22 protein-coding genes are annotated in these 18,922 nt (G+C 47.9%); 2 read left to right on the forward strand and 20 right to left on the reverse strand.

The genetic code is table 11. The annotated features are described in order from the left end of the window. Positions 1-4: 4 nt before the first annotated feature. The 14 genes from MKY92_RS23945 to modA form a co-directional block, all read right to left on the reverse strand. On the reverse strand, positions 5-1,630 hold the full coding sequence (locus tag MKY92_RS23945; RefSeq protein WP_339297887.1) for a glycosyltransferase family 4 protein: 1,626 nt from the start codon (positions 1,628-1,630) through the stop codon (positions 5-7). A 66-nt stretch (positions 1,631-1,696) separates the two neighbouring features. Continuing rightward, positions 1,697-2,836, reverse strand: a complete 1,140-nt coding sequence (locus MKY92_RS23950) for a glycosyltransferase (RefSeq protein ID WP_339297888.1) — start codon at positions 2,834-2,836, stop codon at positions 1,697-1,699. A 60-nt stretch (positions 2,837-2,896) separates the two neighbouring features. Further along, a complete protein-coding gene (locus MKY92_RS23955) occupies positions 2,897-3,991 on the reverse strand; it encodes a glycosyltransferase (protein WP_339297889.1) in 1,095 nt (364 codons plus the stop codon). 251 nt (positions 3,992-4,242) lie between these two features. After that, positions 4,243-4,584 (reverse strand): hypothetical protein, encoded by a 342-nt coding sequence (locus tag MKY92_RS23960; RefSeq protein ID WP_051446920.1) that lies wholly within the window; start codon positions 4,582-4,584, stop codon positions 4,243-4,245. Position 4,585: 1 nt separating this feature from the next. Further along, positions 4,586-4,885 carry a hypothetical protein gene (locus MKY92_RS23965; protein WP_017692511.1) on the reverse strand — a complete coding sequence of 100 codons (300 nt, stop codon included), beginning with the start codon at positions 4,883-4,885 and terminating at the stop codon, positions 4,586-4,588. Next, a complete protein-coding gene (locus MKY92_RS23970; protein ID WP_017692510.1) occupies positions 4,882-5,223 on the reverse strand; it encodes a hypothetical protein in 342 nt (113 codons plus the stop codon). Before MKY92_RS23970 ends, MKY92_RS23965 begins: the two co-directional genes overlap by 4 nt. Positions 5,224-5,246: 23 nt before the next feature. Further along, entirely contained in the window at positions 5,247-5,534 is a 288-nt protein-coding gene (locus MKY92_RS23975; protein WP_339297890.1) for a nucleoside-diphosphate sugar epimerase, read from the reverse strand. A gap of 121 nt (positions 5,535-5,655) precedes the next feature. Beyond that, entirely contained in the window at positions 5,656-6,408 is a 753-nt protein-coding gene (locus tag MKY92_RS23980; RefSeq protein WP_339297891.1) for an amino acid ABC transporter ATP-binding protein, read from the reverse strand. Continuing rightward, positions 6,405-7,115 carry an amino acid ABC transporter permease gene (locus tag MKY92_RS23985; protein WP_036673453.1) on the reverse strand — a complete coding sequence of 237 codons (711 nt, stop codon included), beginning with the start codon at positions 7,113-7,115 and terminating at the stop codon, positions 6,405-6,407. Before MKY92_RS23985 ends, MKY92_RS23980 begins: the two co-directional genes overlap by 4 nt. Positions 7,116-7,119: 4 nt before the next feature. Next, positions 7,120-7,863, reverse strand: coding sequence for an amino acid ABC transporter permease (locus tag MKY92_RS23990; protein WP_339297892.1), 744 nt, complete (start codon positions 7,861-7,863; stop codon positions 7,120-7,122). 23 nt (positions 7,864-7,886) lie between these two features. Beyond that, positions 7,887-8,726, reverse strand: coding sequence for a transporter substrate-binding domain-containing protein (locus MKY92_RS23995; RefSeq protein WP_339297893.1), 840 nt, complete (start codon positions 8,724-8,726; stop codon positions 7,887-7,889). Positions 8,727-9,024: 298 nt separating this feature from the next. After that, positions 9,025-9,357, reverse strand: a complete 333-nt coding sequence (locus MKY92_RS24000; RefSeq protein ID WP_339297894.1) for a hypothetical protein — start codon at positions 9,355-9,357, stop codon at positions 9,025-9,027. A gap of 273 nt (positions 9,358-9,630) precedes the next feature. Then, entirely contained in the window at positions 9,631-10,317 is a 687-nt protein-coding gene (gene modB / locus MKY92_RS24005; RefSeq protein WP_339297895.1) for a molybdate ABC transporter permease subunit, read from the reverse strand. Further along, positions 10,314-11,186: a molybdate ABC transporter substrate-binding protein gene (gene modA, locus MKY92_RS24010; RefSeq protein ID WP_339297896.1), complete on the reverse strand. Its 873-nt coding sequence runs from the start codon at positions 11,184-11,186 to the stop codon at positions 10,314-10,316. Before modA ends, modB begins: the two co-directional genes overlap by 4 nt. A gap of 237 nt (positions 11,187-11,423) precedes the next feature. On the opposite strand from modA, the gene MKY92_RS24015 reads away from it, so the two are divergent. Next, positions 11,424-12,467, forward strand: a complete 1,044-nt coding sequence (locus MKY92_RS24015) for a helix-turn-helix transcriptional regulator (protein WP_339297897.1) — start codon at positions 11,424-11,426, stop codon at positions 12,465-12,467. A gap of 147 nt (positions 12,468-12,614) precedes the next feature. Here MKY92_RS24015 and MKY92_RS24020 read toward each other — a convergent pair whose 3' ends face one another. Next, positions 12,615-14,687, reverse strand: coding sequence for a beta-galactosidase (locus tag MKY92_RS24020; protein WP_339297898.1), 2,073 nt, complete (start codon positions 14,685-14,687; stop codon positions 12,615-12,617). A 175-nt stretch (positions 14,688-14,862) separates the two neighbouring features. Between MKY92_RS24020 and MKY92_RS24025 the strand changes: the two genes are divergently transcribed. Then, entirely contained in the window at positions 14,863-15,720 is an 858-nt protein-coding gene (locus MKY92_RS24025; RefSeq protein ID WP_339297899.1) for an AraC family transcriptional regulator, read from the forward strand. A 75-nt stretch (positions 15,721-15,795) separates the two neighbouring features. Here the strand turns inward: MKY92_RS24025 and MKY92_RS24030 are convergent, their stop codons facing one another. From MKY92_RS24030 to MKY92_RS24050, 5 genes are all read right to left on the reverse strand, one after another. Then, the gene (locus MKY92_RS24030; protein WP_076211193.1) at positions 15,796-16,029 is read right to left on the reverse strand and encodes a helix-turn-helix transcriptional regulator; all 234 of its coding nucleotides are present in this window, start codon (positions 16,027-16,029) and stop codon (positions 15,796-15,798) included. Between the two features lie 9 nt (positions 16,030-16,038). Then, positions 16,039-16,515, reverse strand: a complete 477-nt coding sequence (locus tag MKY92_RS24035) for a DUF2975 domain-containing protein (RefSeq protein ID WP_307542436.1) — start codon at positions 16,513-16,515, stop codon at positions 16,039-16,041. 206 nt (positions 16,516-16,721) lie between these two features. Further along, on the reverse strand, positions 16,722-17,057 hold the full coding sequence (locus tag MKY92_RS24040; RefSeq protein ID WP_181155550.1) for a DUF3024 domain-containing protein: 336 nt from the start codon (positions 17,055-17,057) through the stop codon (positions 16,722-16,724). A 43-nt stretch (positions 17,058-17,100) separates the two neighbouring features. Beyond that, positions 17,101-17,370, reverse strand: coding sequence for a 30S ribosomal protein S14 (rpsN, locus tag MKY92_RS24045; RefSeq protein ID WP_339297900.1), 270 nt, complete (start codon positions 17,368-17,370; stop codon positions 17,101-17,103). 240 nt (positions 17,371-17,610) lie between these two features. Continuing rightward, positions 17,611-18,807, reverse strand: a complete 1,197-nt coding sequence (locus MKY92_RS24050; protein WP_339297901.1) for a GTP-binding protein — start codon at positions 18,805-18,807, stop codon at positions 17,611-17,613. Positions 18,808-18,922 lie beyond the last annotated feature (115 nt).

Below are 18,922 nucleotides of genomic sequence, written 5' to 3' on the forward strand. Positions count from 1 at the left end.
GCCTTCATCTTGTATTGGAACCCTTGCGCCCTGCTCGGCTACGTCCTGCCTTGGCAGATTTGCGTCTGCGACTAGCCGATTTCCCCATATGTGGACGCGGTCCCTTCGTTGTACGGAGTCTCCCCTTACGTTTGCCAGTTCCGGAAGTACGTTTCAGTCCCTCACGGTCTCGGCGAGAATGGGGTGCAAGTGGCTTGCGACGACGTTTCCGTGTTTTGCCCCTCTGTTGAATCAGCTTTGCAGCTGGGCCAGTACCTGAGGCAACAGGAGCATCGTGACCCAATGCGATTGGAGGTAATGAGGAATGTGGCAACGCCTGGATGACGGTCAGCGGGAATAACAGTGCCCGAACCGTAGCCGGCTCCAGAACCAGTACAGTGCGTAGTCCGCCCTCTCCATGGGCATACACAGGTCCATTCGGAGGTTGGATATAAGCAAACCATCCGGGAAAACGCAATAACCACTGTGTCACCATCGTATGCAATTTTGTTCGGTAGGTTTCAACGCCGTAGAGCCTTTCCGCTTCTGTCCGATTGCGCCATCCCGTAGTGGAGGCCAGCTCTGCATCATTCAGCAAGGTTGTTGCCAAGGTGACAAGCGCTTCGGTATCGCCCGGCGGGGCCAGAAATGCATCACTGCCTACGGATTCCATTAATTCCTTCAGTCCACCCTGAGCGAAAGCGATGACCGGTTTGGCAAAATAGAGACCCTCCAGTGCGGTCATGCCAAATCCTTCTTTGACCATGCTTGGGATGACCAGGATATCCATCGCGGTATATGCCAGAGATACGTTCTCTTCAAACGTAGTGAAGGTAAACCGGCGTGAATACCCGGATTTTTTCACCCGTGATACACACTCGTCGTAATACTTTTTATCCGATGGTGCCCCGATGATCCAGAAGCGACAACGCGAATGCGTTTCACAGATCCTCAAGGCCATATCCACAAAAGGTTTCAACCCTTTGGCATCATATATAAATGAAGAAATATAACCGATACAGGTCTGTGATGATTTGAAACCGAGCTCCTTACGCTTGCGTTCGCGCAGATGAACCCAGCGGTCCGGGGCTGGTAGCGCGGGTTCCCAAGTTGGGGAGATAATGGTCACTTTGTCACCTATGCCGGCTTCTTGGAATGGGGCTACCGCTGTCTCGGATATACCGATAATCCAATCCGCGTAACGGCCAATCATCTGGATCGCCTCGGTTGTATGTTCATTCGTATGAATGATCTCGGTAATCTTCCAGATGACCGGAATCTGAAGGGACTTTGCCGCTACAGCCGGCAGCACATTAACGCAGGTGTTCGTTAACACCATATCGGGAGCAGTCTCCCGTATTAGGGAGACCGCTTCCTGATACGCTGGTGTATGACGAAGATGCTCCGCATCATCTGCAATGCCCAGATAAGGTGTGTACACACCGTGAAGCATCGGCAGAGTGCATATTTTGACCTGAATGCCGAATCTTCGCGCAAGCCCCGCAAGCTTCCCCTCCTGAGGAGCTACGAGCACACATTCAAAGATCGTACCGATCTCTCTCATAAAATGAAGCAGCAGCTTCTCGGCGCCTGTAATGCTGCGAGTATTACACACATGTGAAAATAACATCAGCTTTGGTTTCGTTGCCATGGCCGCACGGACCCTGTACACGGATATCCGATACAGGGTACTGTGCACACCTCCTCCCGGCCAGAATTAAGGGAATATGATGGTTAACATTTCATTAATTCTTTTGCCATACGTGTGGTCTTTCAGTGTACGTTCGAGTCCACGAAGTGCAATCTCACGGCGTTCCTTTTCATGAGTAAGATAATATTCCACTTTGTCGAGTAACTCCTGCGGCGAGGAATATGTCTCAATCTCCACACCCGGTTTGTAGAAACGCGCAATGTCATCCCGGGCGTCGGTCAGCTGCAGCGTCGTGGACGCCGCAATTTCAAACGTTCTAGGGTTCGGTGAGGCTGGCGGGATTTTGAGGTGATTATTATTAACGGAATCATCTTCGTGGGATCGATGCAGGTTGATGACAATTTTGGTGCCGTTGTACACATCATTGGTCTCCGGCGGACTCATCCAGCGACCAAGTTCAATCTTCTCGCCATAGGCAGTATAGTCAGGCAGGCGATCCCACCAGATTCCGTTAAATACCGTATTGTGTGACATCAACTGAGGCATGATCGGATTGAAGAAGTATACCCGGTTCCAGTAGGCCGAGCCGATAAAGCTGACATCCCGTTTTAACGGGGAAGGGGTTGTAATTGGAAAGTAATGATTAGTGAATGCTGCAAAAGGGAGGTAGTGTACTGACGCGCAGCCGGTTTGTCGATATAGATCGATACAGTTCAGTTCCAGCGTGAAGACATGGTCAAAATGTGTCACAATTTCCAGCGTCATATCTGTATAGTACGGGTCATCCGTCAGCCAGATCGCCGTCTGAATGCCCGCTTTGCGAATCGCATCGATATGCTCGATGGGGATATCCATTCCATCCAGCACAAGCACAAGATCAGGACGCATCTGCAGCGCAATTTCAGAAACCGGTTGACGCGGATCAGAGAGGGTTACTTGAGCTACCATACCCTGTAGCGTGGCCATGATAGCCTCATCTAACGGGGAGTAAGGGAAGCCTTTACCCGAGGATACATACAGCACATGAAGCTGTCGGAAAGGCAACGGTTCCTGTGCACAATTCACAATATAGTTGGCGCGACCACGCAGATATCCTTCTTCCTTACCTGCGTCATATCCGGCATGTTGCCCATTTTTGCGCGCTTGATCAGCTAGGCTTAGTACGGGTGCATGAATCTTTTTGGTTTTACGGTGTTTGAGAGACATACCGCCACTCCTTTATTTTTTGGGATAGGGTTCTCGTTGGTGCTGCACTTCAGACGGGGATTACAAATGTTCCAGCAACTGACCGATCCGGCGAGTGAATGTGTGCTGGTTCATCGTGGTGAGAAGTCCGCGCCACGCCATCGCCTGTCGTTCTTCCTCATGCTTCAGATAATAGTGGATCTTGCGCTGAAGTTCCGCTGCGTTGGTGAACGTCTCGATGTCATATCCCGGCTTATAATAACGGGGTAAATCTGCACGTGCATCCGTAATCTGCATTGTGCCGCATGCGCTAATCTCATACGTGCGTGGATTAATCGAGTGACCTTCCAGATGGTGTGTGTTGCGATTGTCTTCCCCATTCTCGCAAGTCCGGTGAATGTTAATGACAATCTTGGCGCCATTGTAATAATCTACTGTCTCTCCAGGAGCAATCCATCCTTCGTGGATGAAACGGCCTAGTACATCAAAGCGTGCCAATCGGTTCCACTGGCTACCCGCAATGAATACCTTTTTGTCCGCAAGAAAAGGGGCCAGCTCATCAAACAAGGCAATCCGGTTCCAGAATCCGGTACCGATAAAACAAATGTCATGCTGATGCTGCGGTGCGGCGCGCCGCGGTTGAAACATGCCTGGATTCACCGCGAGTGGCATATAGATGACCTGGTTCGCTCCATGTCCCAGATAGAAGGGTACGGCGGCCTCTTCATGCGTGAACACGACATCATAATGCTGGCAAAGGGACGTTGTATCTTCGGTGAAATACGGATCATCCACAAACCACACGGCAGTTCGGATACCGAGTGCACGTATGCCTTTCACCTGCTCCACATGATCTGCGGGAAATACATGCAGACCATTCATGACGAGCACAACATCGGGCCGATGATGAGTGGCTTCCTGCAACATCGCTGCTGGCGATCCAACAACGCATTCACGTACAGATTGCTGCAGAGCCAAGGTGACACCTTCATCGATGGCATCGAATCCTTGCGGGATATATAACACCTTCATGTCCCGCAGGGTCGGTTCAAACATCTGCACCCGCTCCATCATGGCTTGACAGCCGCCGAATCTGCGGCCTTCTGCATATCCGCCGCGGTAAGCCGTTTCCGCTTCGGTCAGCGGACGGTGCCTTCGTTTTGCCACATTCTTCACCCTGTCTTCCTTCAGGAGATCTCACTTCCAGACTCTCCCCGAGATTGGTCTTCCCTCTAAAGGATATGCCTCGGGGTCAGATGCATCATGGACGGGTGTCCTGCAAGGCGCAAAATTGGCGCATGCCCTCCACATCCGCCTGTACGGGCATGTCCGCTTTTGCGGCGATGCAAATAGCCCGGAGGGATCTGTCCCCCGGGCTAACTGCTAGACAGGTATCATTCGATGCAGGAATAATCGTGTCTACTCGGTTACTGTGCTTTGTACGCCAGCTGATGTCCGTCCTCGAATCCCTTGGCGAAACCCGCGTTGAATCCCTCGTTGTACGCCTCGTTGTATCCCTGGCTGTACGCACCGTCCGGGTTCGGATCGGTAGGGGTAGCCGGGACGACTGGTTGTACGGGCTTTGGACTCCGGTGCCGCCGTACCGCACGTTTCTTTTTTTTGAGCCACGCACTGCGTCCTTTAAGTGGGCGTTTGTGAAGAACACGTTTGGCTCTGAGCGCACGCAGTTTGCGAATTTTGCGCAGACGGGCTCCACGGATTAACAAAGCTCTTTTGGTTCTCAGTCGTATTTTCTTCTTCTTTAACATGTCAACATTCCTCCTGTATGTCCCGAACGATACGAATTGCACACCCGGGGTCTTTGAGCCACGGCAAGCCAGGCTCCCCATGCTGGATTCGGGCCAGCCTGATTCCCGTAACCATACGAGACATTTCTGCCTGATAGCGACTCAGCAAACGAATGTTCTCGGCCAGACTGCGGGCGGATACTTCCGAATGAGCGGTTACACTGGCTACACTGTCCAGAATGCGTGCCAGCGCCTGCTGACTGTGTGCAATGGATTCAATGAGCGCCAGTTTGGCTTCCTGCTCACGCCGCATCAGACTCATTTTCCCATGTCTCCCAGATCCATGCCGCCAAACATGCCCCCGTCCATACCGCCGCCATCTTCGCTATCGTTCTGTACCATCACCGCTTTGAGATTGTTGCACAGTCCGGTCTCCATCCGGGTTAAACCTTCCAGCAATTCCACCAGCTGATCATGCATTTTGAGCGGCTCGCCTACCTGATCCCCGTGCGTCAGAAAGGTATCCCCATTCAAATGATTCAGCGTCCAGTTCCGTACCTTCTCGGCCTCAATCGCTTTTGCCTCCAGGATCAGGGCAATATTCCACTGCATTTTGGCTGCTGCGTCCAGCATCAGAATGAGGCTCTGTTCTCTACTCATGTTCCTTCACCCGCCTTCCGGGCTTATTCTTCCTCTTGAATCGCGATCTCCCGCATGACTTGGGTCAGTGTTTCGGCTACAGCCTCTTCCAGATCTGCAAGGCCCCCCAAGTAAGATATAATGCTTTTGTTGATTTGCCCAGAGCTATCCAGCAGACCGTCAACGCCGTCCAACTCCGGTTCGATATCTGGCAAATGATTGATGATTTCAGACATGCGTACAGCGACTTGGCGTTTGGCATCCAGCACACGTGCGATCTGCTGGTGAGAGTGTGCAATATGTGTGATGATTTCATCGATTTTGCTCTGCATGGTCCTCCTCCTTACCGTCACGGCCTGCTTCACCCATAGAAAAACCCGGCCTATCAGCATTTGCCTGTTACAGCATATGCCGGGCCGGGATCGTCAGTTACTACAGCTTGCGCCTATATCGTCAGATGACATAACTCCAGTCGGAAGAATATCGACTGAGGAATTGACGAGTACGTTCCTGCTTGGGACGTACAAACACCTCCTCCGGGGTTCCTTCCTCCACAACGGAACCTCCATCCATGAATACAACCCGACTTGCCACCTCACGGGCAAACCCCATTTCATGGGTAACTACAATCATGGTAATCCCCTCTTGAGCAATGGAGCGGATGACAGACAACACCTCACCCACAAGTTCGGGGTCCAGCGCCGAGGTCGGTTCATCAAACAAAATCACTTCGGGATTCAGTGCCAGTGCTCTGGCGATGCCTACCCGTTGCTGTTGTCCACCTGACAACATACTTGGATACTCATTGATTTTGGCAGACAGTCCAACTTGTTCAAGCACACGCAAGGCACGAGTGCGGGCATCGGCTTTGGACATTTTCTGGGCAATAATTAAACCTTCCGTGACGTTATCCAGCACTGTCTTGTGTTTGAACAGATTATAATGCTGGAACACCATCGCTGTTTTTCGTCTCAACTGCACAATGTCATGTTTGCGTGCATGCTTGCAATCGACGGTTAATCCACTGATCTGAACCTCGCCCTCATCGGCACGTTCCAGAAAATTGACGCAGCGCAGCAGCGTTGTTTTACCTGATCCGCTCGGTCCAAGGATCGCTACGACATCACCCTGTTCCACGGTCAGATCAATTCCCTTCAATACTTCCTGCTTGCCAAAAGTTTTGTGTATGTTTGTTAGTGTAATCATGACACGCCTCCTTTGCTGTACACGGCAACCCGACGCTCAAGCAGAGCAGTGATCCGCTCGGCAATGATGGTCAGCCCCCAATAGATAAACGCTGCGGCGATAAAGGCCTCCAGAAACTTCAAACTGACGGATGCCACCACATCCGCTTTACCAAGGATGTCCATCTGCGACACGGTAAAAGCAAGTGTTGATCCATGCAGGAACCCAACAAACATACTGCACAGGTTAGGCAATACAGCCCCGATTGCTTGAGGGATGATGATACGTCTTAAAGCCTGGAATGTGCTCATACCTACAGCGTGAGCCGCCTCCATCTGGCCGATATCCACAGCAAGAATGCCTGAACGGATAATCTCGGACATATAGGCACCCGCAGTGAGCGAGAAAGCAATCAGTACAAATACGAGAATAGGAATCGACGAGGATTGGAAAGCCCAACCGTAACGTTCCGCCAGCTTATCGATAATCATCGGAATACCGTAATAGATGAGGAATAGATGCATCAGCATCGGTGTTCCACGCAAGAATGAAACGTAGAAGTCAGCAATGCGGTGAATCCACCGCACGCGATAAATACGGATCAGAGCCGTAGCCAGACCGATTCCGAAGCCTGCAATCAACGGAACAATCGTAATGACAAGTGTCAGTGGCAATGCCTTCAGGATTTGAAAAAAAGATGTATAGATAAACTGGAGATCAATCGACATATGCTCACCCCGTTATTCGTTTCAGGCGTTTGGCTCGAATTGCCGGTTTGTGTACAACCCTCTTGCGTTCATGACGCTGGAGTCTGCGTTCTGCAAAGGCAAATCCTTTTTCAAGCACAATCACAATGACATAATAGACCACAGACAGACTGATATACACTTCAAGTGCATGCGATGTAGCCGAAATTAACGTCTGCCCTCTGCCCACCATATCCATGACACCAATGGAGAAGGCCAAAGAAGTATCCTTCAATGAACCGATTAATGTATTGGCCATGTTCGGAAAAGCAACAATCAGTGCCTGCGGAACAACAATCCGCCGAAAAGACTGGAATGTGGTCATACCCGCAGCATAGGCTGCTTCCGTCTGACCTTTATCCACACTGCGCACCGCTCCGCGAAAGATCTCGGCAAAGGATGCCGCGTCACTAAGCGCATAGGTCACTATGACAAATAACAACGGGTCGGTTCTCGACAGGTCGATGCCAATGGGTTTGAGCAACTCTGGAAGTCCGTAATATACCAGGAACAATTTGATCAGGATCGGTGTGCCCCGCATGAATGAGACGTACAGGGTAGCCAACTGGCTTAGTACCGGAATCCGATATAGCCGGGGAACGGCCAGAAGCACGCCGCCCACCAGTCCGAGCACGATGGAACCCCCCAGTACAATCAGTGTTATATGCAAATATCGTAGCAGTTCCGGGATGAACTCCAGAACCAATGACAGATCAAATGATTTTCCCATTACCGCTGCACACCTTTCTCAGACTACTCTTCAACCGTATAGTCAGCTCCAAGCCACTCTGTGCTCAGTTTGCCTAACGTTCCGTCTTCTTTGATCCCTTTGAGCGCTTCGTCCACTTTGGTTTTGAGTTCCTGCTCATCTTTGTTCAGAATGAAGTACACTTTGGAGTTGGAGAGGGCATCGCCTACCGTTTTCAGCTGAGCATCAACCGCCTTATTCTGATAATCAATGGCAAACTGAGTGCTGATGGTGGCATCCACCCGGCCTGTTTTGATCTGGGTATTGGTATCCTCACCCGCTCCGGAATAGACGATATCAATCCCGTTACCGTTCGCTGCATTCCATTTCTCAGCAAGTACAGCCGCATTACTTGTAGCACCAACAATCAGTTTTTTCCCTTTTAGATCCTCAATCGATTTTACTTCCTCATTCTTCTGACTTACGACAATTTTATTTGGAAAAATATTATAGGCTTCATCATTAAACAGGAACTTGGCCTGTCTCTCATCATTCACTTCCATCTGGTGAGCGATCAGGTCAATTTTTTTCGTTTCCAGACTCAGCAGCAGGTTTTTGAAATCCATCGTGCTGAATTCGAATTCATACTCAGGCAAACGTTTGTCGATCTCCCGGATCAGTTCCACATCATAACCTGTTAACTTGCCATTCTCATCAATGAAGCAGACATTTGGGAACTGTGTACCTGTTCCTACAATGATCTTTTTCACTTTGGTGTCGCCTGCTGCCGAAGCAGATTCTGAATCATTGCTTGCAGTTCCTGTGCTGCATCCAGCCAGTACCGCCAGCATTGTAATGAACAGCAGTGCTGTCCGGAATTTTTGAATCCCCCGTTTTTTAACCATTCCCAATCTCCTCCACAGGCTGTTATCACAGCGAATATGATGTGTACTCCCATTCCTCTATCTTATTAACAAACCATTCTTACTTGTATAGTCGGAATTAGGTTGAACAAAGAATATCATTACAAGTCATCTTAGGGCAATAACTAAACTAATAGGACATCCTGATATGGTTATAGGACTTCTCTATAGTACGAGAAAAAGCCATCCCCCATATCGATTGGCGGATGGCTTCTTCTTGTATGACTCTCACTAATTATACTATTTTGGCGGTGCATCACTTGGTGTGTACACTACTCATCTATCTGCGACTCGCCCATTTAATTTTACGTGCAACTTCCACTCGCTGTAATTGTAAGAGACCGATCCGTTCCTCAAACTTCTTGCGTTCATCTATGGAATGAGCGGCATGAATCTGGTGGCACAGACCTGTCAGTTTGCTGTTGATGTAATCAAACCGTGTCCATAATTCCTCTTCAGGTGTGCGTTGCTGCTCCGTCGCCGTCTGGAATATTTTGAGTTGGCGGATAAGGGATTGCTGCCATTCCTGATCCTGAATTTGGATGGCAAAATGCAAAAGATCCAGATAGTCATCGATTTGCAACGAAACGCCGCAATCAGGTTTAGTGTTCATCGTCGTCTCTCCTTATTTCAGTACTTGGCTGGAATCAATTACTTCTATCTTACAGGAACAAGCCCACTGAAAGCGAGAGCTGAACGATTAAATTTTGGAAAAATATTTATTTTTTTATGTTAAAATATCTTTACATTTCCATTAAGGTAAAATTCACATATGTTTGGTATTTGTACATATTAAATCTGTGACGAAAAACCCGTATTAAGGAATCATGACTTACCTTAACAAGGGTTTTTCGTCATGTTTTATATAATATGCACACATGCAATGTCAGTCATTTTTTCCATCTCGCTGCTGTCTGGTCATCAGTAACATGATAAACGAGATGATGATAATAGAAACAGTCCACGCCCAGGCCATGGTCTGATTGCCCGAATCCACAGCGACATAGATTGCCGTAGGTACCGTTTGTGTTTTGCCCGGAATATTGCCTGCAATCATCAGTGTGGCACCAAATTCCCCGAGTGCACGGGCAAAGCCCAGGATGAAAGCGGTCATCAATGCTCTGCCTGCGAGCGGGAGGGAGATGTAACGAAAAACCTGCCACTCATTTGCCCCAATCGAACGGCCTGCATCTTCCAAATCCCGATCCACACCACTGAATCCCGATTTCATCGTCTGATACACAAGTGGAAAAGCAACCACCACCGAAGCAATCACCGCAGCCCACCAGGTGAAAACAACCGGTGCGGAGAATATGGCTTCAATCCATTGTCCAAACAGACTTTTACGCCCCAGTATGACAAGTAACAGAAATCCAACCACCGTCGGGGGAAGGACTAGCGGCAGCATAAATGCCGTTTCCAGCAGAATCTTTCCCCGAAATGAAGAACGTGACATCTTCCAGGCTATCGCGATTCCGAGCACAGTGGCCACCACGCTGGATAACAGTGCAACCTGAAGTGACAAGCGCACCGGTGACCAGAATACGGACCAGTCTATGGCGTTCACATTCATTCCGGAATTGTGAATCCGTATTTCGCGAAGATATCGAGCACTCCAGGGGTTTGTAAATACGCATAAAATTGTTCGGCCTCTGTACGGTGTTTGGTTCCTTCAATAATGCCTATTGGATAATTGGCTGGTGTGTAGCTGTTCTTGTCCACCTCAAACGCAATTTTCACCTGATCCGAAGTAAGAGCATCTGTTTTATATACAAATCCTGCATCTGCATTACCTGTCTCTACATATTGAAGAACCTGTCTAACGTCTTTCCCCTGCACAAGTTTGCTTTCCAGTTCATCCCACAGCTTGGCATTGGTCAGAGCTTCCTTGGCATAGGTTCCCGCAGGAACACTTTCCGGAATCCCAATGGCTACCGTCTTGATGGAGTCGCTGGTGAGATCCGTTTCACTGGTTACTGTGTGGGTCCCATCTGCTGGCACTATGGCCACCAGTGAATTCTGTAGCAAATTCTTCTGATCACCCGATGCAATCAGATTTTCATCTACTAGCGCATTCATATTTTTTGTTGCCGCCGATACAAAGACATCAGCCGGGGCACCCTGTTCAATCTGCTGTTGCAAGGCACCCGAGGCGCCAAAGTTAAAATTAAGTTCTATATAAGGATTAGCTAGCTCATAATTGGTTTCAATCTCTTTCATCGCATCGGTCAGACTGGCCGCCGCAGAGATCGTCAGATCTACCGTTTCCTGCGGATCGGTATTTCCTGCTGATGAACTTTCAACTGATGCCGCTGGCGTTGGGGTTGTTTGTTCTGCACCTGTGGATGTATCCGTATTGCCCGTGCTTGCGCCGCAACCAGCCAATACAAGAGCCAGTCCCAGTGACATACTTCCCAACACATATCCGATTCTCTTTCTCATTCATTTCTCCCCCAACGTTATCTTTGGTTATAACTAGTTATAATTGATTATATCTAATTATACACAAGACCGAAAAAATGGGAAGGTGATTAAGATCACATTTGATTTTTGTTATCTGTCCTATGCGTGTATTGCGTGTTCTCAGGTTTATGGCATCCCTCAATTAATGATATAGTACAAGAAACATTCATAACAAAACCATAATTGCTCTATACCTTTGAAGGAGGATCTTCACTTATGACGGAGGAGCAATCCTACACAACCGAAGAAATATCCAAGCTTCTCAAAATATCGAAACTGACGGTCTATGACCTGATTAAAAAGGGAGACCTTGTCGCATACCGTGTAGGTAAACAAATGCGAATTGATGCAACCGATCTGGAGGCATATAAACGTCGCTCCAAGCAACTTCAGTCCTCAGGTCAGCGTATCCCGACTCCTAATCAGACCTCGGCATCAGGGACCCAGCTAGGTCATGGTGATTCTCAGGGAACTTCCTTACAATCAACTACTCCGGTTGGGTCTGCGCATGCGAATACTCCAGCGAGTTCTGCTCATGCAGTGCCTGCTGTACCACGGCATCTGGTCATAACAGGTCAGGATGTCAGTCTGGATATTCTAATGCGCCATATGGAAAAACAAACTCGGGACATTCGTCCGCTACGCTCGTTCATGGGTAGTCTGGATGGGCTTATCTCGATGTATCGTGGGGAGTCCGATCTGGTCAGCACCCATCTGCTCGACGGAGATACCGGTGAGTATAATCTGCCGTACATTCGCAAAATTCTGACAGGACGGTCCTATGTTGTGGTGAACCTGCTTTCACGTCCTGCCGGACTGTATGTACAGCGTGGCAATCCGCAGAACTTGCAGAATTGGACCGATCTGAGCAAGTCTGAACTGAGACTCGCTAATCGGGAGAAAGGTTCTGGCGCGAGGGTTTTGCTGGATGAGCAACTTCGGCTGCACGGAATTCCTGCTGCAGGTCTGATCGGATATGAAACCGAGGAAACCAGTCACATGGGCGTAGCTGCCAAAGTCAGTTCAGGTGAAGCTGATGTCGGAGTTGGCATTGAGAAAGCTGCACGACTTGTGGGTCAGGTTGATTTTGTCCCGCTCACTCAGGAGCGCTATGATCTGGTCATGCTGAGGAAGCAAGGTAATGAAGCCTGGACAGAATCTGTACTGCGAATTCTCCAATCGCCGGAGTTTAGGCAGGAACTGCAATCATTCGAGGGATATGATGTATCCCGGACAGGTGAGATTTTGTACGAAGCATAGGTATACCAAATGTAGACAATAACAGCCCATACTCATCGTGTATTCAACATTACATCCTGCATATACAAAACGCCTTGCAATGGCTGCAAGGCATTTTTTGTTGTTTCTTTCTATATATAAACCTATGTGGATGGATGAATGAATTTCTTAATGTGGCAAATCGATCTCAAAAATGAATACACCATACGCGGGCATGTTGATCTCATTCTGAAGTGTTGTACCCGACAGCAACTCTTTGGCTTGTTTTTTAAGCTTGATAGCCACTTGGTGATCCGAGTAGTTGAGCAAAAATACATAAGCTTTATCCTTACCGGAACGGATACCAAGCTCAACTTCGGAAGGTACCTCTACCAGGTCACCCACAGGTGAAGATAGCCCTATTTCATCCAGGAGAGCATCAACGACCGGTTCATTGTAAGCCGCTCCATAATACCATACTTGCCCCTGACCTACCGTACGTTTGGTCAATGCAGGACTACCTGCATAATATTCGGATGTATACTCAGCCATGATCTGCACGTCAGCACGCTCCACATGAAGAACTTCATTAAATCCGGCCGTTGACGTTCCCTCCTGAAGTCGCTCACTCGCCCCACTCCATTGCAGTTTGGCTGCTGGAATGGTTCCTTTGATTAAGGTAAAGTCCTCTACGGTTACACCACACAACTCAGCGACAGCCCCAGGGAACGGCCTCATGTAACAATGCCCCTTGAGATCCTTATATCCGGTGCGCGCACCGAAAAACAGGGCTCCCCCTTGACTGACATAGGCTTGCAGAAGTTCTGCTGTCTCGTCTGTCATGATGGCCGGATGAGCATAGATGATCACCTTATAATCAGATAACGCTTCCAGTGTTGTCGTTGGTTGCAGTGTAACCATGTCCGTCGGAATATGACGATACTGGAGCTGCTTATACCAGGAGCGTACACTCTGTTGCTGAAGCGGGCCGTGCCACTCGTCCAACTCCCCGTCCCACAGGTTATCATAGTCCTGTAGGATCGCAACATCGGCTTGATATGTAGTACCTGCAATAACACGCCCGATCTTGGCAAACTCTTCCCCTACTTGCGCAACCTCGCGTACCCTTCTGTTGGGTTGATTATGGTAATCATTGATGCCATGCCAGTACATCTCGGTGCCAAATGTTGCCGTCCGCCAGCGGAAGTAGACGAGCAGATCTGTTCCGTGCAGAACAGATTGATACGACCATAATCGGATCTGTCCCGGTCTTGGCGTACCCATGCCTATACTGTCAACCCAGCCTCCTGGCCCAGACTGTTGTTCCATGACGCAGAAGTTCGGTGACATGTTACGTACGTTCGACAGTTTCATGCTCCAGGCCCGATCTTGTAATGAGTTATCGTCTGTCCCTGGGAAGATCGTGGCAAACTGCGGATACGAATCATAAGAGAAGAAATCCAATAAATCCTCTGTCATTTCATGATTATCCAAATGTCCAAACGTACCGTTTGTTGTGATCCATTGTTTCGGATCAAGTTCCCGAATGATGTCCACCTGAAGCTTGGCAAATGAAATCGTATTGGCTGAGATGAATCTCTTTTCATCCAATGCCAGGTGAGGATTTGGCGATTGACTAACCATATTTCGGGTAAGGTGAACCTGCTCCCAGTCGGTATAGGTCTGACTCCAAAATACGGTTCCCCATGCCTGGTTCAGATTCTCCAACGATTCATAACGATTCTTAAGCCATTCACGGAAGGCGACATGATCTGCCTCAGCGTAGAAAACATCCATATGACAATTGAATTCGTTATCGATCTGCCAGCCAATAAGAGCCGGATGATCTTTATAGGCGATTACCATATTGCGCACGATTTTTTCACATTGCTGTCTGAAGATTGGGCTGCTGTAGTTGGTATGACGCCGCATTCCGTGTTGATACAACACCCCGTCCTTATTTGCGTTTAATACTTCAGGATATTTGGATGTTAACCACGCTGGTGGAGTTGCAGTAGGTGTTCCCAAAATAACACTTAAACCATATTGATGCGCCAGATCCAGTGCCTTCTGGAAAAAACTAAAATCGAACTGGTCTTCTTCTGGTTCAAAGATGGACCATGCGAATTCAGCCATCCGAATAACTGTGATATTCATCTCTTTCATTCTACGGAAATCGTCCTCCCACAACGCTTCCGACCAGTGCTCAGGGTAATAACAGACCCCCAATTTCAATTCATCCATTTGGATTGATTTTGCCACCTTTAATTGCCCCCTTAACCTGCCATATTGCCTCCATTCTATTGGAACCTTCACAGATAATAAATGACAAGATTATGCGACTTATAATAAAATATTGTCATTGCCTAAGATTCAAATAACAGTAGGCTGAATCTATTTCAGTTCACTACATAAAAATATTGCGTTTAAATGGAGGATGCACGTGAAAGAACACCTCTTTCTCCCCAAGCCGGTTTTCCCCAGACATGTATGTTTTCCCGATTTTATTGGAGGGTACAGTGATTTTCCAAAGCATCATGTGAATCGGGAATATCAAACGAAAGATATCAACTTGGAGTATTGCTATAACCTGCACCTTGTACTTGACGGTAGAGGCTACTTGGACACTGGAACCACTTGTTATGAGCTAACGCGTGGACAGGGATTCCTCTATGGTCCCGGTCTCAGACAAACCTACTATTCAGATTCGGATGACCCTTGGAATATTCGTTGGATTCACTTTTACGGCGTTCGTCTCGAAGAGCTGTTAAATGGAAAAGGGGTTGACGAGCCGTGGCTGTTCCAATGTTCCAACCTCCCGGTGATTACCAAACTGATGGATCGATTACTGGAGCTAGGCAGAGGCTATCAAGTGGAGGACGAGCACAGTGTAGCAGCTACACTCTATGAACTTCTGACCCGATTGCAATCCGCTGCGAGCCGGATTAATGTTTCGCTCAATCACACTTCAGAGCGAATTCGTGAAGCAGGGAATTATATTCGTTCCCATAGTAACGAGCACATTACACTAGACCACGCCGCCGGGATTGCAGGATACAGTACAACATACTTTAGCCGAAAGTTCTGTCAAACGTTTGGAATCTCTTTCCCGGAATTCCTCTTGGAATCCAGACTACTACATGCGAAACAACTGCTCGCAACAACCAACCTTTCCATTAAACAAATTACGCTGGAAACGGGGTTCTCTCAATCAAGCTACTTCATCCGATGTTTTAAAACCCAGGAAAACGTAACACCTATGCAATTTCGAATGATGCACAATCATTTGTTATAGGCACAAAGTTACTTCCTCAAGCTGACGTAAAAGAAGACTCTGCATACAACATGCAGAGTCTTCTTCGGTCATTTTTCACAAATGTTCATTTGTATCTTCGTCCTCGTCAGCCTTATATTCCAAAATATCTCCAGGCTGACAATCCAGTGCTTTACAGATGGCATCCAGAGTGGATAAACGGATCGCTTTTGCTTTTCCTGTTTTTAATATGGAAATATTGGCGATCGTGATCTCAACTCTCTCTGCTAGCTCGGTAACCGTCATTTTACGCTTTGCCAACATCACATCAATATTGATTATAATGGCCATATATTCACCTCAGACCACTAGGTCATTTTCTGATTTGATATCAATCGCTTCCTGTAACAATCTTTGGAGCACTGCGGAAAACACTGCAATGACCAATGAAGCAAAAATAGGAACCATTCCCATAAGAATGAGGCCTGGGGCATCATCTTTCTCTGCTACAACAAAAAGGAATGGCAACATCACAAAATAAAGACTACTAATTACAATAGCACAATATTTTATTGTTTTTAAGGATCTCACTGACATTAGAGAGAACGCTTCATTTTTGTCGATATAGCTCAGCAGACGGAATGCCTGGTACAGTGCAACGATAAACGGAATAACTGACACATACATAATAATCACTATGGGGTATAGCGCACCTGCATAATTCGGATTCACCGGATTGTTCGCTAACCAGGGTATGCCGAATATGCATAAGGCAAGAATGGGAACACCAATAAGCAACACAGCCAATTTTAAAAAGATGGTTGTACCTCGCTTCACAAAAAGCACCTCACTTGTTTTAAGTGATATGAATTTATCATAATATTTATCGTTTTACAATAAATTTTTATTGGAAAACAGATTTTATTTATTCTTTTGCCCATTAAGGAAGGAAGACCAAAAGATCCCCCCTCTTTGCTTCATTGATTCTTGGACACAAAAAAAGTCCAAAGATAGCCACTGCATGTGGTTATCTTTGAACTCGCTCACGTCCGCCAGAACAGCCCAGCCTCATCCCGCTCCACCTGCTCGAGCACATTTTCAAAATCGGAACAAGGTGTAATAACATCTACCGGATTCCAGCTGCTCTGTTCATCTCTGGCAAACACCTTCCACTGATTTTCTTCCCAGTAAAATCGGGCAATATGCATCTTCTCCCATTGATACCGTTCCTCGGCGGGTCTTTCTTCGGTCAGGATCAATTCATTGTCATTCATCACATAGGTCAACTTCACCATCGTACGCAGTGGCGCAGGAACCTTCTCGTGAATATAGCCATTCATCACCGACTGAATTCTTCGTAACGTAAACGAGTCCAACATGAAGATGCACACCCTTTCAGCAAAATACCACCCTTTGATCATGTTACCAGCTGGATTTTGTTACACCAGGAATCTGCCCTTGATGTGCCAGTTCTCTGAACTTAATTCGAGACACCTTGAACTTGCGTAGATAACCCCGCGGGCGGCCTGTCACTTCACAACGGTTCTTTAAACGAGTCGGAGATGCATTCCGCGGCAATTTCTGCAATCCCTCGTAATCCCCTTTTTCCTTCAATTCCCGACGCAGGTCCGCATATTTTGCCACGATCGCCTGACGTTGCTTCTCACGTACCACTTTTGATTTTTTAGCCATGAAATCCAGCTCCTTTATCCCTTGAATTTATGTTTATAAATTGAACTAAAGAATATTTACACTGCACACTCCGATGACAGAACAACCTTCCGATTGCTGTTATCCCCAGATTTTTTTAATTCCTTTTATAAAGGGGAAATCCGGGGATAAAGGCGAAGCATATGCTTCGGATGCAGCTTTCTTGCAGAAAGCTTGTAGGCGAACGCTCCGCTTCTTCAGGTCCTTTCTGTCCTCTCCGACTTATACAGCTTCCACAGGCCATGGTAGGGGATTATCAAAATGGCCCCAGTCGGCCAGCATCTCTTCATCACTAAGCAGGCACTGGTCCAGCTCATCTTCAATGCTCGCACGCTCCATTTCGATCCCGATCATGACAAGCTCCGTCTGACGATCTCCCCACTGGGCATCCCATTTCTCCAGAACATCGGGTTCGCTACGTAAAATCTCCTCTTTGTCCGCTTCCGGCAACGCCGCGACCCAATGTCCCGCAGGACCGAACTGAATGGATGGCCCTGCCTGACTGAGGCTTGCAGCAACATCCCCTTCAGCCGCGAGCCATACCAAACCTTTGGCACGTACCACTTCTTCCGGCCAGTAACTCATGAACTCAGCCAGACGGGAAGGATGGAATGGCTTTCTGCGGCGATAAACGAAGGAACCAATGCCATATTCCTCGGTTTCCGGTGTATGCGACTCCTTCTCCAGCTCCTGAATCCATCCAGCGGACATGCTCACCTTTTCGAAATCAAAGCGGCCTGTATTCAGAATCTCAGACGGATTCACCTGTCCATTCTCGGTCCGAATGATCTTGGCGTTAGGCTGTAGCTTGCGGATGATGCCTTCGAGCTTGTTCAGCTCGGTGTCATCGACCAGATCACATTTGTTCAGCAGCAGTACATCACAGGTTTCGATCTGATCGATCAACAAGTCTACGACGTCACGGGTGTCCTCATCTCCAGTCGCCTGATTACGATCCAGAAGACTCTGTCCTGATCCAAAATCATGCCAGAATCGATTGGCATCCACCACCGTTACCAGACAATCCAATCGGGCCAGGCGAGTCAGATCAATACCCGACTCCTCATCGGCGTATGTAAAGGTCTGTGCAACTGGAACAGGTTCACTGATTCCGGTGGATTCGATCAAAATATAGTCATACTTGCCTTCGTTCACCAGCTTCTCAATCTCTTGCATCAGATCATCCCGCAAGGTGCAGCAGATACAACCGTTCGACAACTCCACCAGCTTCTCTTCGGTTCGAGACAAGGTTGCCTCCCCCTTGACCAGCGCAGCATCAATGTTCACCTCACTCATGTCGTTGACAATCACCGCAACTTTGAGCCCTTGTCTGTTGTTCAACACATGATTCAAAACCGTTGTTTTCCCTGAACCGAGGTAACCACTCAGTACGGTTACGGGAACTTGCTTTTGTGTCATAGATCTCTACTCCTTATATGTGCAGTCTGTGTAATTCGGATCTTAATAGTAATTATTACGATTAATAACAATGACTATAATCCTGTTGGACGGTCATTGTCAAACTATTTTTGAT

Origin of the sequence: Paenibacillus sp. FSL R5-0623, assembly GCF_037974265.1 — a bacterium.
Lineage (GTDB): Bacteria > Bacillota > Bacilli > Paenibacillales > Paenibacillaceae > Paenibacillus.

Coding starts and splice junctions, on each gene's coding strand:
- MKY92_RS23945 (WP_339297887.1), bottom strand. CDS start 1,630: ATGGCAACGAAACCAAAGCTGATGTTATTTTCACATGTGTGTAATACT.
- MKY92_RS23950 (WP_339297888.1), bottom strand. CDS start 2,836: ATGTCTCTCAAACACCGTAAAACCAAAAAGATTCATGCACCCGTACTA.
- MKY92_RS23960 (WP_051446920.1), bottom strand. CDS start 4,584: ATGTTAAAGAAGAAGAAAATACGACTGAGAACCAAAAGAGCTTTGTTA.
- MKY92_RS23965 (WP_017692511.1), bottom strand. CDS start 4,885: ATGAGTCTGATGCGGCGTGAGCAGGAAGCCAAACTGGCGCTCATTGAA.
- MKY92_RS23970 (WP_017692510.1), bottom strand. CDS start 5,223: ATGAGTAGAGAACAGAGCCTCATTCTGATGCTGGACGCAGCAGCCAAA.
- MKY92_RS23975 (WP_339297890.1), bottom strand. CDS start 5,534: ATGCAGAGCAAAATCGATGAAATCATCACACATATTGCACACTCTCAC.
- MKY92_RS23980 (WP_339297891.1), bottom strand. CDS start 6,408: ATGATTACACTAACAAACATACACAAAACTTTTGGCAAGCAGGAAGTA.
- MKY92_RS23985 (WP_036673453.1), bottom strand. CDS start 7,115: ATGTCGATTGATCTCCAGTTTATCTATACATCTTTTTTTCAAATCCTG.
- MKY92_RS23990 (WP_339297892.1), bottom strand. CDS start 7,863: ATGGGAAAATCATTTGATCTGTCATTGGTTCTGGAGTTCATCCCGGAA.
- MKY92_RS23995 (WP_339297893.1), bottom strand. CDS start 8,726: ATGGTTAAAAAACGGGGGATTCAAAAATTCCGGACAGCACTGCTGTTC.
- MKY92_RS24000 (WP_339297894.1), bottom strand. CDS start 9,357: ATGAACACTAAACCTGATTGCGGCGTTTCGTTGCAAATCGATGACTAT.
- modB (WP_339297895.1), bottom strand. CDS start 10,317: ATGAATGTGAACGCCATAGACTGGTCCGTATTCTGGTCACCGGTGCGC.
- modA (WP_339297896.1), bottom strand. CDS start 11,186: ATGAGAAAGAGAATCGGATATGTGTTGGGAAGTATGTCACTGGGACTG.
- MKY92_RS24015 (WP_339297897.1), top strand. CDS start 11,424: ATGACGGAGGAGCAATCCTACACAACCGAAGAAATATCCAAGCTTCTC.
- MKY92_RS24025 (WP_339297899.1), top strand. CDS start 14,863: ATGCACGTGAAAGAACACCTCTTTCTCCCCAAGCCGGTTTTCCCCAGA.
- MKY92_RS24030 (WP_076211193.1), bottom strand. CDS start 16,029: ATGGCCATTATAATCAATATTGATGTGATGTTGGCAAAGCGTAAAATG.
- MKY92_RS24040 (WP_181155550.1), bottom strand. CDS start 17,057: ATGTTGGACTCGTTTACGTTACGAAGAATTCAGTCGGTGATGAATGGC.
- rpsN (WP_339297900.1), bottom strand. CDS start 17,370: ATGGCTAAAAAATCAAAAGTGGTACGTGAGAAGCAACGTCAGGCGATC.
- MKY92_RS24050 (WP_339297901.1), bottom strand. CDS start 18,807: ATGACACAAAAGCAAGTTCCCGTAACCGTACTGAGTGGTTACCTCGGT.